Origin of the sequence: Companilactobacillus bobalius (assembly GCF_002179915.1) — a bacterium.
Taxonomy (GTDB): Bacteria; Bacillota; Bacilli; order Lactobacillales; family Lactobacillaceae; genus Companilactobacillus; species Companilactobacillus bobalius.
Window position 1 is genome coordinate 1 of sequence record NZ_MYFM01000001.1, and the last position, 11,922, is coordinate 11,922.

At 35.4% G+C, this 11,922-nt stretch carries 14 protein-coding genes; 13 read left to right on the plus strand and 1 reads right to left on the minus strand.

All coding sequences use genetic code 11. From position 1 onward, the window contains the following. Positions 1 to 89 precede the first annotated feature (89 nt). The 10 genes from LKACC16343_RS00005 (at position 90) to LKACC16343_RS00050 (ending at position 5,862) form a co-directional block, all read left to right on the plus strand. The gene (locus tag LKACC16343_RS00005; RefSeq protein WP_056952961.1) at positions 90 to 572 is read left to right on the plus strand and encodes a hypothetical protein; all 483 of its coding nucleotides are present in this window, start codon (positions 90 to 92) and stop codon (positions 570 to 572) included. 25 nt (positions 573 to 597) lie between these two features. Then, positions 598 to 885: a flagellar hook assembly protein FlgD gene (locus LKACC16343_RS00010; RefSeq protein ID WP_056952959.1), complete on the plus strand. Its 288-nt coding sequence runs from the start codon at positions 598 to 600 to the stop codon at positions 883 to 885. A gap of 66 nt (positions 886 to 951) precedes the next feature. Next, on the plus strand, positions 952 to 1,092 hold the full coding sequence (locus LKACC16343_RS00015) for an XkdX family protein (RefSeq protein ID WP_082604543.1): 141 nt from the start codon (positions 952 to 954) through the stop codon (positions 1,090 to 1,092). A 35-nt stretch (positions 1,093 to 1,127) separates the two neighbouring features. Further along, positions 1,128 to 1,385, plus strand: coding sequence for a hypothetical protein (locus tag LKACC16343_RS00020; protein ID WP_056952957.1), 258 nt, complete (start codon positions 1,128 to 1,130; stop codon positions 1,383 to 1,385). A 4-nt stretch (positions 1,386 to 1,389) separates the two neighbouring features. Further along, positions 1,390 to 1,629, plus strand: coding sequence for a phage holin (locus LKACC16343_RS00025; protein ID WP_056952955.1), 240 nt, complete (start codon positions 1,390 to 1,392; stop codon positions 1,627 to 1,629). Next, the gene (locus tag LKACC16343_RS00030; protein WP_087721238.1) at positions 1,613 to 2,968 is read left to right on the plus strand and encodes a pyocin knob domain-containing protein; all 1,356 of its coding nucleotides are present in this window, start codon (positions 1,613 to 1,615) and stop codon (positions 2,966 to 2,968) included. Before LKACC16343_RS00025 ends, LKACC16343_RS00030 begins: the two co-directional genes overlap by 17 nt. 46 nt (positions 2,969 to 3,014) lie before the next feature. After that, positions 3,015 to 3,419 carry a phage holin family protein gene (locus tag LKACC16343_RS00035; RefSeq protein WP_056952953.1) on the plus strand — a complete coding sequence of 135 codons (405 nt, stop codon included), beginning with the start codon at positions 3,015 to 3,017 and terminating at the stop codon, positions 3,417 to 3,419. Next, entirely contained in the window at positions 3,416 to 3,709 is a 294-nt protein-coding gene (locus LKACC16343_RS00040; protein ID WP_056952951.1) for a phage holin, read from the plus strand. The genes LKACC16343_RS00035 and LKACC16343_RS00040 overlap by 4 nt, the downstream gene beginning before the upstream one ends. Before the next feature lies 1 nt (position 3,710). Further along, entirely contained in the window at positions 3,711 to 4,736 is a 1,026-nt protein-coding gene (locus LKACC16343_RS00045) for a GH25 family lysozyme (RefSeq protein ID WP_056952949.1), read from the plus strand. Positions 4,737 to 5,247: 511 nt separating this feature from the next. Beyond that, complete coding sequence (locus LKACC16343_RS00050; protein ID WP_056952947.1) at positions 5,248 to 5,862, plus strand: hypothetical protein; 615 nt, start codon at positions 5,248 to 5,250, stop codon at positions 5,860 to 5,862. A 988-nt stretch (positions 5,863 to 6,850) separates the two neighbouring features. Here LKACC16343_RS00050 and LKACC16343_RS00055 read toward each other — a convergent pair. After that, positions 6,851 to 7,336, minus strand: coding sequence for a TspO/MBR family protein (locus LKACC16343_RS00055; protein ID WP_056952942.1), 486 nt, complete (start codon positions 7,334 to 7,336; stop codon positions 6,851 to 6,853). 390 nt (positions 7,337 to 7,726) lie between these two features. Here LKACC16343_RS00055 and LKACC16343_RS00060 point away from each other — a divergent pair, with 390 nt between their 5' ends. The 3 genes from LKACC16343_RS00060 to LKACC16343_RS00070 are packed head-to-tail and all read left to right on the plus strand — an operon-like array spanning position 7,727 to position 11,909. Beyond that, positions 7,727 to 9,601, plus strand: a complete 1,875-nt coding sequence (locus LKACC16343_RS00060; RefSeq protein ID WP_056952941.1) for a PTS beta-glucoside transporter subunit IIBCA — start codon at positions 7,727 to 7,729, stop codon at positions 9,599 to 9,601. A gap of 12 nt (positions 9,602 to 9,613) precedes the next feature. Further along, positions 9,614 to 11,131, plus strand: a complete 1,518-nt coding sequence (locus LKACC16343_RS00065) for a glycoside hydrolase family 1 protein (protein ID WP_056952939.1) — start codon at positions 9,614 to 9,616, stop codon at positions 11,129 to 11,131. 28 nt (positions 11,132 to 11,159) lie between these two features. Then, positions 11,160 to 11,909, plus strand: coding sequence for a methyltransferase domain-containing protein (locus tag LKACC16343_RS00070; RefSeq protein ID WP_056952937.1), 750 nt, complete (start codon positions 11,160 to 11,162; stop codon positions 11,907 to 11,909). The last annotated feature ends 13 nt before the right edge of the window (positions 11,910 to 11,922 follow it).

Here is an 11,922-nt window from a genome sequence, read left to right on the forward strand (position 1 = left end):
ACTGCACATATATTTGGTGATTACACGGATGGTGATTTCAAAATCCCAGTAATTCAAGTGAATACTTATAAAAATTAGGAGGTACAATAATGAAAATTTCAGTTTATTTAGATGATGATAGAAATATTGTCGGAGTCAATAACACGAGCAATTATGCAGCAGAAAATCAAGCAAAGGAAAAAGGCTGGACACTAATTAAGAATAGTGATCCAGCCTTTTCAATCGATGAAATGTTTAAGTGGACAGTCAGACAATCTGATAATAAATTAGTTCACATTTCAACAGGCATGACACCAGATGAAGAAACTAAAAAGTCACTAACCAATTTAACTAAAGAACAATTAAATGACAGTTTAACCAAAGATCAACTTCAAATGGCCTTGACAACTTTAACCAAAAAATATATCGAAGATAAAGCTAATTCAAACTTGGTTACCACTGAATTAACTAGGCAGATAGCAGATCTAACCATCAAGTTAGATAAAGTAATGGGAATTGATCCAACTCCAACTACACCGTCAGAAGTTAAGTCTGTAGCAACAGTAGACGGAGCAGTAATTTCAGCACAATAAAAATAAAAAAAGGAAGTATTTAATTATGGCAGAAGTAGATCGTTCAAAGGATATTGAAGTTATTTATGATAAGGCAGGAAATAAAGTTGGCGAAAGTGAAATCGGTGTAGCTAGTGTTGCTGTTACAGGACTAGCAGCAGGTACAGTAGTTGCTGATGGCGATTATAAAATCACTTTTAAGGATTCAGTTACAGGTCTCGAATCAGAAAAAGTTGATGTAAAAGGCTGGACAGTTCTAACACCAGCACCTGAAGCACCAACAGATGTAACATCCACAGCTACAACTAATGGAGCAACCATTACAGCTAAGTAGCCAATAAAAGCATGCTCCCTTACTGGTAGTGGTGGAGGTTGGAATAATTTTAAGGAGTAATTAAAAATGACGGAATTACTAAAGATGGAATTCGGATGGGGAACACTCAAGGCTGCTGACATCGTGGATTATGTTCCTATGATTATATCTAAAGATGATTATAAATACATCACTGGACAAGAATATCAAGAAAACAAAGAAGGCTAGCCGTTTGGCTAGTCTTTTTTTAGGGAGATGAATATATGCCACCACACGTAATAATGGGATATTCACTAACTGAATGGTTGGCACTTTTTTCACTATTTTCAATTTTTATTGGAGTTTTAACCTGGTTTGTAAATATTACAATTATTAAACCATTAAGATACGACATCAAAGATTTATCTAGTGAATTTAAATCATTTAAGGAAGAAACAAAGAGTGATAATCATACGCTTTCCGAAATGGTTACAGACCATGAGAAAAGACTAATAAGAGTGGAAGATAAGGTAGGTAGATGAATAAATGAAAAATAAATTAACTTTGGATACACATTCAAAGACATGGTGGGTATCACTAATTTCTTTGATTCTAGTATTTGGTCAACAGGTAGGACATTTGCTAGGTTGGGAAATAACTTCAGATCAAATTAATCAGATTATGGCAATCGTTAATACAGTACTACTAATTGCAGGATCACTCGGGCTAGTATATGACACGTCAGGCAGGGTTGACGGAGGCGAAGTAGATGATAAGAATAGCTAAAATTAGCCTCGATGTTCGTAAAGATGCTGTGATCAATAATGAACCAATTATCTTGAGACAAGGTGAAAATGATGTGACTATTGAAGCAACTATCTTAAATGGAGGAGATGAAACCTTACAGATTAATTTTGCTACCTTTGTAGCCAAAAAGCCCGATGGGACAATTGTTTCTAATGACCCAGCAAATGTTAATGGTAGCGTGATCAGTTATTCTGTAAGTAAGCATTTAACAGAATCTGTCGGTAAAATTCAAGATGCTTATTTTGTGATCAATAATGAAGTGACCACAAATGGATTTGATATCTCAATCATTCCAAGCACGCAGCTTGATGATACTTCAGTCAGCTACATTCCGGGCATCGAAAATATCAATAAGTTCTTAACTGATACCGAAAATGACTGGCTCGGTAGAATCCAGCAAATGAAGTCCCAAATTGCTGGTCTTGATATTCCAGCGGAATTCAAATTACTCATGAATAAATCTTTGGATGAAGCTAAAGCACAGTATCAACCAACCATAGATGCTGCCGAAGCAAACGTTGAGAACATTGTTGCTGATTTAGCTGCCAAAAAGTTGGATTTGGAAACTAATAGTGATGAATTGAATGCTACAATTGTGGCTATCAAGGCACAAATTGCTTCCGTTAATTCATTTTTAGATGGTGTTCAAAAACAAATTATTGAGGCCAATGCTAGTTTCACAGCTGGGCAGCAAGCTCAAGTTTCTCAATCAATTTCGGATGGCCAGAAAAAATTGACCGATTCAATTGCTTCTATGCAAACCAAATTTGAGTCCGATAGTAAAGATTTGAAGTCTCAAAGTGACCAAGTAATTGCCGATCTAAAGAGTAGTTCGGATACGGCCATCAAAGACATGCAAGAAAATCAGAGCACAGCTATGGCTAAAGTTAATCAGGATATTAGCAACGCAAATATCAGTATCAAGCAATTGCAGGAAAGTGCAGTATCGAAAGCAAGCCCGCTAAGCTCTGTCGATAAGCCTCAATTAACCAAAGATGCCAATTGGGATGATTATGCAAATTCTGGAGTATATCTAGTTCAGGGTGCAAGCGGTGGTAATAATATACCTATTGGGGCGGGAACTACATGGGGATACTTGATGGTTCTAAATGGTTCACCATCTGGAGGAGCAGTTCAAATATATTACGATTGTGTTGATACGCCAGTTGCATTATATATGCGTGGAACTCGTGGGACTCCTTTAGTTTGGAGTTCGTGGATTAAACTAACAACACTAGATTCTTTGAACGGTAAAACAATTACAGGAAAAGATTCGGCTGGTAAAGATATTTCAATAAAAATTACAGGAATTAGCTAAAACTGGTTCCTTTTTTAGTACAAAAAAATTAGGAGATGAAATATATATGTATGCACCAACACCAGCACCGCACATCGGGTTTATGGAATGGTGGGTTGCTGCTGAAAAGTTGACTGAGAATCCTTGGTTCACAACATTCATTATTATTATTTTAGTTGATCTAGCTACTGGATTTTTAAAAGGATTCTTTAAGAGCTCTAATGAGCGAGTAAACTCAACTACGGGGAGACAAGGGCTTATTAAACATACTGTTATAGCCGGTATAGCAGTTATTTTTTATCCTTTAGTAGATTGTTGGGGATTAGCCAACTATGCAAACCTGTTCTTAATGTTTTTTATCGGTCAATATGGTATTTCAATTGTAGAAAATTTAGGAATTATGGGTATTCCACTTCCAAATTGGATTACAGATAATTTGGAGAAACTAAGAAATAGGAGTGATAAAAATTGAAAAATAAATTAACTTTAGATACACATTCAGCAGTTTGGTGGGTTTCCACATTGTCACTTGTAGGAGTATTGGTACAACAAGTTGGGCATCTATTTGGCTGGGAGATTACAGGAGAAGAATTAAATCAAGCTATGGGAATTGTCAATACGGTGTTAACTATAGCGGGTTCACTCGGACTAGTATATGACACGTCGAAAGATAAAACTAACGATCTTAATACCGTTCAATCTGATTTGACCGAAGTTAAAACACCAACATATTCAAAATCTACTAATCTAAGGAGAAACTAATATGACTAAATATTTTGCAGATGTGTCTAGCTTTCAACCTGATAATTTAGGCTTCTTTCAGGGGTTAGTTAATGCTGGCGTATCTGGTATTATGATCAAGACTACCCAAGGTAGTCCTGATGGAGATAACTATTTAAATCCTAAATCTACCAATCAAGCACGGAATGCTTTAGCAGCTGGAATGAATGTTGGTTTCTATCATTATTTTCTAGCTTCAAGTGTTGCCGATTCGATCAATGAAGCTAAATTCTTTGAACAATCGGTTGTTAATTTAGGCTTTGGAAAAGATACACCACTTTGTGTTGATGTTGAGGATTCCACATTAAATACTTCAAACGTAGCGAGCTATGTTGATACTTTCATTAATTACCTTGAAACACAAGGCTATACAAATGTATTTCAATATAGCATGGCTAGTTGGTTCAATCAAGGCATCTTAAATGCTAATAAGCACCCGACTTGGGTAGCAAGTTATGGATCAAGTGATTGTGGAGCAAGAGGTAACATTGTAGCTTGGCAGTACACTTCGAATTGGGGCGGTGGCTCTCAAGACATGAGTTACGACTGGGGAATCTTTGATAAACAACCAGCTAAAATTGAAGCAACCACGCAACCTACAGTTGAACCTAAACACCCAAAAGTAGAAAACGTTATCAAATTGACTGAACAAACTCATCCAGTAGATAGATTAGGAATTGAACGACCTGAAATTTACGAAGCTGGCTCAACTTGGAAGAGTTCAAATATTGTTATGATTAATGATGAACCAAATTACCAAATTGCTACCGATATTTTTGTTCCCGTTTCAAAGACGACTTTTAAGGATTTTATCATCGTTAAATATATGGGCGATTCACCGGCACCTGTCTTTGATTCAAAAGGAAACAGGGTACAGAATGCGTCTGTCAGCACTGGTAAATCCTTTAAAACCGCTGGATTCAAAGTTATCAATGATATTCCAATGGCTAAGATTGCAACTAATGAATTTATTCCACTCGAGTACACATCGGGATCAAAATTTGAATAGTAAAGACTAGACAAATTAAATAATATGCGTTAATTTAAAGGTGTTCATTGACGTGGACAATACTGTAAATTACCTTGGTTTTGGATTAACTTTGATAGTGTTAGAAGAGCCCATCATCTATTAATTTAGGTGGTGGGCTTTTTTGTGCTATTTAAAAAACTTAATTTTAAAGATATAGCTGTGATATAATTTGAGCTGTTGAAAGACTATCAATTCTAAATGTTTTCACCATATAATAGGTAGGAAAACATAACAAAAGATAAGGCTTTGCGCACATTTTGCGCATATGTCAAATAGGGTCTGATATATAGGCTTTTTAAAATCCTGTACTCTCCTTATTGGAATTAAATAATTATTTGAAGTACATATTGTACGGATGAGTGTGTAAAAGATGGGATGCCTTTAAAAAGGGTGTCTCTTTTTTTATTAATTGAATTCAAAATGATATTAATTCTTGAACTTTTTAGTAAACCATCATAGAATGTAATCACTTACATAGGAGGGCTGAAATATGAAAATGAAAAAAGAAATCGTCCTTTTTCTCTCTTTAAGTCTCTTTATGCTATTTGGTATTAAGTCACAATCTGTACAAGCAGCCGAAACCGATACATATCAAACTAGTGAGAGTGACTATAAAACAGTAATCAACACTAGAGATAGCATGGTTAAGCTTTATGCCAAAGGTAGTGATGGAGTCTTTAGAGTAATTAGCAATAGGGTTTTAGGGTCATCATCTTCATGGGCAACAGATAAACAAATTTACAATGGTGTAAAAGATGATGGAACTCACACAACTTTCTATAGAGTTGCTACAAACGAATGGATGGCAAATAATTCCGATGGAACAGCCTTCGGATTTGAAGTAAGACTTCAAAAGTTGCCAGGACAAGTAGATAATTATCCACCATCAGATGCTAAAGTGATCACTGTAAAGAATGGTGTTAATGCACCTATCTATGATTCTTATGGACATAAAACGGATAAGACTTTACCTGCTAACAGTTCATGGTTAACAGACAGATATTATTCTTATGGTTCAGGTATACCATTGAGTTTTGTAGCTTATAGAATTGGTAATAATCAATGGTTAAATCTTGATGATATTAATGTAACAGCAAGTTATTAGATGTGTTCAAAAAGTCGTATTCCTTAAATACAAGGGAATACGGCTTTTTAAATGTTACTTATAATTACCGTTGAAAAAGTAATCATTGAACTTATAATTCAAACGGTTATGCCAATAGACCGGGGATTGCATCATCAATTCATCGCTTTGTGAAACAAAGCCTGGGTACGGAACTTTGTGTTTTAAGGTCTCGTATTCATAGAGAAAATCAGGATCCTGGACACGATTCATATTGGATTGGTGGTTAGCAATCAACATAAACATTACTAATGCGTAGGAAGAACAATGCCAATCATGATAATTTGAAAAATTTTATGAGCCAAAGTGGTTAAATCGACAATTGCGATAACCTTGTTGACATAAATAATTCCTAGAATATACAAAAAACAAATGAACTAAAGTATTCACGAATGAATATTGGTGACAAGATGAATAGAAAGGGAGTAAACAAAGCTAAAGCCATAATCAAAGAAATTTTAGTGCGGCCAGTTAAGTACTATAAACACCAGATAAAAGTTGTAATGATACTGGCATAAAAATAGCTGCAAAAATAGAACTATGCATGATTAAAATTTCTAAAAGGTTACCTAGATGGCGACCATCAGAACTATCTCCAAAGGAAGAATCCAATCCGTAGAAAAGATGTGTTAATAGATATTGTCCCGGTTTGCCCCACCAAAAGAAATCGTCACCAGCTGGAATAATTAGGGATACGTAATGAAGAAATATAAGTATAAAATTGAAAAAATGATTTTGTTATTTAGCTGAAATTTGAAAGGTTTATTCATAAATAAACGCTCACCCCAATTTAAAACTCATAGTTTACGTATATATTATGATGTAGATGGTGTATTTTCAATGAATTATAAATAAATTTGTTTAAATAAATATATAAAAAGACATCAATATTTGCTTATTGATGTCTTTTTTCGGATTAAAATGGGTATAATTTTTAATTATTCAAAATTAATTATTCGACATTTCACAGTTAATTTAACATGGCTACGCCAATTGTCAGGTAGGTAGCAAATAATATCCAGATCAGATAAGGAACTAATAAGTTACTGGCAAGCCGATTGATCCGTCTGAAAAATACGATACACAGGAAAACGACGATATCTAATATTAAGATTATTATTAATCCCCAAATGTAATGTTCATTGAAGAAGACAATTGACCAAATGAAATTAAGAAACAATTGTAGCCAAAAAAGAATTGATGAGGCTGTTTTCACGCGATTAGGAGCCCGATTTGAGAAAATAATTAGATAACCTGCGATTGCAATCAAAAAGTAAAGTATCGGCCAAACAATACCGAAAATGTAGTCTGGTGGCGACAGTGGTGGTAAATTCAATATATTATATTTAAGTTTTATGTTACCAGCAAAAGCCGAAGATAAGCTTCCTAGTAATTCCACGATGACTATAAAGATTATTAAGGAGAATATTCCTTTTTTGATTCCTAGCCTCTGCATGATCTGCCTCCTTTAAGTTTTTATTAATTGTATTAAATTGAGGAGAAAGTCTACAAGGAAAAACTAGATTGAAATTTGCAAGTAAAAAGATACTAGAAATACAAAAATTTTTCATAATCGGTGAAGTAATAAATAATTGACTCTAAATTAAGTAAGCGCTACCATAAATACGAATTGGATAGTAAATGAGTGATTGGGGATCACGATGAAATATGTAGGAACTACGTAAACCTACTTAGTCCGTTTAGTTTAACGAGGGCTGAGTAGGTTTTTTTGCGTAAAAATTTAAAAATATTGATGGAATTGTATTATGCGTATTACTTGAAGAAATAACGTTTAAAAGATTATTGTTACCGTGAAAATATCACTATAAACCCGGGAGTGAAGATCATGGAATATGAACAGATGGATAAGCAAATTATTCAGGGTGTTGGTGGCAAGAAGAATATTAAATCTGTTATTCATTGTGCCACACGATTGAGATTTGTTTTGTACGACGAATCAAAGGCAGATGATAAAAAGATCGAAAATATTCCAGGAATATTACAACTGGTAAAACGTGCTGGACAGTATCAGATTGTTATTGGAGGCCGAGTTGAAGACGTTTATAACAAATTAATTGATATGTTAGATTTTGACAATGTGTCTAATAGTTCGTGTGATTCTCAGAAAACGTTGAAGAAACAAAACCTAGTGGATAGGGTAATCGAAACGGTTACAGGAATACTTTCGCCAGCTATTCCTTTATTGGCGGGAGCAGGGATGGGAAAGGTTCTGCTTTTAGTTCTGAATATGATGGGTGTATTATCATCCAAAGGCCAAACCTATATTATGCTGAATCTGATATTTGACACTGGGTATTATTTCATGCCAGCCTTTATTGGATTCTCCGCCGCTAAGGCTTTTAAAACTAATCAAATTTTAGGAGCCTTTATCGGATTGGTAACAGTTAATCCCGATTGGGTGGCGATGGCAGCTGCTGGTAAACCAGTACAGTTCTTAGGTTTACCAGTTGATCTTGTATCATATTCCTCAACTTTTATTCCTGCTATTTTGTCAGTATGGGCGATGTCCTATATTGAAAAAGTAGTTAAGAAATTCACGCCTGATGTCGTTAAGGTGTTTGCGGAGCCAATGTTAGTAATTCTATTTACAGCACCATTAACATTCTTAATTATTGGACCAGTAGCTAATTTGATTTCTAAAGGCATAGCTAATGGCAGTATGTTTTTGTACAACAATGTGGGTATGATTGCTATTCCGTTGTTAGCTGGACTCTATCCTTGGCTAGTTTCGATGGGAGTTCACAAAGCCCTAAGTCCGATTAGTATTCAATTGTTAGTTTCCCAAGGTTATGATCCGATTATTCGAGTAGCAGCTCTGTGTTCGAACATGTCTCAAGCGGCTGCAAATTTGGCAGTGGGATTGAAGACTAAGAATAAAAAGTTAAGAAGTTTGGCCTTGTCATCCAGCGCTACCGCTTATTTGGGTGGTATCACTGAGCCGGCAATGTTTGGTGTTAATTTAAAATTAAAGAAACCAATGTATGGAGCCATGATTGGTGGCGCCGTTGCCGGAATATTTGCCGGATTTATGAAAATGAAGGCATTTGTTTATGTCACACCCGGTCTGTTAAGTTTACCTATGTGGGTTTTAAAGACTGAAAATTTCATATTGCCTGCCATTATGACAATTGTGGTTTCCAGTTTAGTAACTTTTGTGGCTACTTGGCTGATTGGGTTTGAGGATCCGGTAGATGACCCGGATCTTAAATTTGAAAAAAATAACGCTAATAAAAAAACTAATGCGAAACAAACACTCAAGAGTCCGGTTGAAGGTAAAGTAATTGCCTTGAGTGAAGTTAATGATAAAACTTTTTCCAGTGGCATTATGGGCAAAGGAATTGCAGTTATCCCTAGTTCTGGAAAAGTGATTGCACCAACTGATGGTAAAGTAGCAGCTTCGTTTGCAACTGGACATGCCATCGGGATTCACCTAGATAATAATGCTGATTTGTTGATTCATGTGGGAATTGACACAGTAGAATTAAAAGGAAAGTATTTCCAAACATTAGTCCAAAAAGGTGAACGATTTTCTGCTGGTCAAGAATTATTAAAATTCGATGTTGAAGGTATTAAGAAATCAGGTTATGATCCCACAGTTATGGTTATTGTACTCAACAGTAATGATTTCTTAGAGGTATCGCCGATTCCAAAAGCAGAGAATGAAGTCACTATAAATAATAATTTATTGATGTTAGCGTAGTAGGAGGCTCTTATGAAAAGTTATCAGATTGATCCTAATTTTCTATGGGGAGTTGCTACATCTGCCAACCAAGTGGAAGGTGGCTGGAATGAAGACGGTAAAGGAATGTCAATTGCTGATTGTTTAAGATATCGTCCTCAATTAGATGTCACTAATTATAAAGCTGCTAATTCAATTAGTAGTAAGCAAGTTAAAGAGGCTATGTCTGATCTTTCAACGAAGAATTGGGCTAAACGTCACGGAGTAGATTTTTATCATAATTATCATGAAGATATTAAGCAATTGGCCGCTATGGGTATTTCAGCGTTCAGATTTTCAATCAGTTGGGCGAGAATTTTTCCCAATGGCGATGACCAAGAACCTAACCAAGCTGGGCTAGATTATTATCTGGATCTAGTTAAAGAAATGAATAAGTACAATATTGAACCAATTATGACGTTGTCTCATTACGAAATTCCTTTGAATTTAGTTTTGAATTACGATGCCTGGTACGATCGTCGGGTGATTGATTTCTTTGATAAATTTGCCAAGACGGTCATTGATTATTTACATGATTATGTGAAATATTGGATTCCTATTAATGAAATTGACAGCATCATTCGTCATCCATTTTCATCAGCGGGATTAATTGAAGATCGGTTTCCTAATAAGAATTTCAAAAATGTTATTTATCAAGCGATGCACAATCAATTTGTGGCTTCAGCCAGAATCATTAAGTATTGCCACGAGACGTATCCTGATTTAAAGATTGGTTGCATGATCACTAGTACAATGGTTTATCCATATAATAGTGATCCAAGAAATGTTTTAAGAGCCACTGAAATCATGAGAAACGTTTATGCTTTCAGTGATATTCAAATTAGAGGTAAATATCCTAAGTATCTTCTGAAGAAATTAAAGGAAGAAGATATTAAAATTGAAGAAGAAGCGGACGATACAGATCTTATTAAAGAGAATACAGCTGATTTTATTGCATTCAGTTACTACTCATCGGTCTGCACAGCCTATGACACAACCGGTTTACAAGTAACTAAGGCTAATCGAATTAATGGGGTCTATAATAAGTACCTACCCGAAAGTGAATGGGGTTGGCAAATTGATCCAATTGGTTTGAGGCTCTCGTTGATCAAGCTTTATGACAGGTATCAGAAACCATTATTTATCGTTGAAAATGGTCTAGGTGCTTCCGATGTTTTGACAAGCGACAAAAAAATTCACGACGACTATCGTATTTGCTACTTGCGGGACCATATTCAACAAATGTTGATTTCTTTGGTTGAAGATGGAATTGACCTAATTGGTTACTGTGTTTGGGGCACTACCGATATGATCTCAGCATCATCCAATCAGATTTCTAAGCGTTACGGTTTAATTTACGTGGATCTAGACGATGAAGGTAATGGAACTTACAAGCGTTATAGAAAAGATAGCTATTATTGGTATAAGAAATTATTGTCCTTTGGAAATAAGATTCCAATGTCATTTTTTGATGAACCGTTAACGCATGTGAATGAGTCAGCTGTTAGTTAAATAAACTGATAAAAAGGTGGTGTTGATCATGAAAACAGTAGAAGAGACTTGGCTTGAAGAAGGTAATCGGGCAATGCAAGGTTGGAACTTTGAGCATTTGGATGGTCGATGGCAAAATGAATCACTGCCTTGGGATTATTCCAAAATTGTCCAGAAATACTTGCAACCGACCGACATTTGGTTAGACATGGATACTGGTGGCGGTGAACTGATGACCAGTTTTCAACATGATGCTCAAAGGACATATGTAACTGAAGGTTGGGATTCGAATATTGAATTTCTCAAGCAAAAGGTTGTTCCCAGTGGTGTGACACTTTATGAAGATCCTGCTGAGAATCTTAATTTGGTCCCAGATGAAAGGTTTGATATTGTGACTAATTGTCATGGTGCCATGCCAGTACCAGAGATCAGTCGTATTTTGAAAAAGTCAGGGATGTTTATAACTGAACAAATTGGAGCCACCAATAATTTTTCTTTATCTCGTTTCTTTAGGGATGATTATCAGCCGGCTTATCCTGACAATACCTTGGTTAATAATGCGATCGCCTGTCAAAAGGCAGGTTTAAAAGTATTGAAATCAGATGTTAGTTTTTCTAAAATGTCGTTTTTTGATGTTGGGGCCGTCGTTTACTATGCGACAGTTGTTCCATGGGAGTTTCCTAATTTTGATGTAAAGGATAACTTGTCGAAACTCTATGAATTACAAAATATCATTGAGCAAACTGGACAGATTGACACTTATGAAGATCGGTTTCTGATTGTTGCGAAGAAACAATAATATAAAGAAGAGG

What these genes read in the sequence shown, in the direction of transcription:
- LKACC16343_RS00005 (WP_056952961.1), top strand. Translation starts at nt 90, where the DNA reads ATGAAAATTTCAGTTTATTTAGATGATGATAGAAATATTGTCGGAGTC.
- LKACC16343_RS00010 (WP_056952959.1), top strand. Translation starts at nt 598, where the DNA reads ATGGCAGAAGTAGATCGTTCAAAGGATATTGAAGTTATTTATGATAAG.
- LKACC16343_RS00015 (WP_082604543.1), top strand. Translation starts at nt 952, where the DNA reads ATGACGGAATTACTAAAGATGGAATTCGGATGGGGAACACTCAAGGCT.
- LKACC16343_RS00020 (WP_056952957.1), top strand. Translation starts at nt 1,128, where the DNA reads ATGCCACCACACGTAATAATGGGATATTCACTAACTGAATGGTTGGCA.
- LKACC16343_RS00025 (WP_056952955.1), top strand. Translation starts at nt 1,390, where the DNA reads ATGAAAAATAAATTAACTTTGGATACACATTCAAAGACATGGTGGGTA.
- LKACC16343_RS00030 (WP_087721238.1), top strand. Translation starts at nt 1,613, where the DNA reads ATGATAAGAATAGCTAAAATTAGCCTCGATGTTCGTAAAGATGCTGTG.
- LKACC16343_RS00035 (WP_056952953.1), top strand. Translation starts at nt 3,015, where the DNA reads ATGTATGCACCAACACCAGCACCGCACATCGGGTTTATGGAATGGTGG.
- LKACC16343_RS00045 (WP_056952949.1), top strand. Translation starts at nt 3,711, where the DNA reads ATGACTAAATATTTTGCAGATGTGTCTAGCTTTCAACCTGATAATTTA.
- LKACC16343_RS00050 (WP_056952947.1), top strand. Translation starts at nt 5,248, where the DNA reads ATGAAAATGAAAAAAGAAATCGTCCTTTTTCTCTCTTTAAGTCTCTTT.
- LKACC16343_RS00055 (WP_056952942.1), bottom strand. Translation starts at nt 7,336, where the DNA reads ATGCAGAGGCTAGGAATCAAAAAAGGAATATTCTCCTTAATAATCTTT.
- LKACC16343_RS00060 (WP_056952941.1), top strand. Translation starts at nt 7,727, where the DNA reads ATGGAATATGAACAGATGGATAAGCAAATTATTCAGGGTGTTGGTGGC.
- LKACC16343_RS00065 (WP_056952939.1), top strand. Translation starts at nt 9,614, where the DNA reads ATGAAAAGTTATCAGATTGATCCTAATTTTCTATGGGGAGTTGCTACA.
- LKACC16343_RS00070 (WP_056952937.1), top strand. Translation starts at nt 11,160, where the DNA reads ATGAAAACAGTAGAAGAGACTTGGCTTGAAGAAGGTAATCGGGCAATG.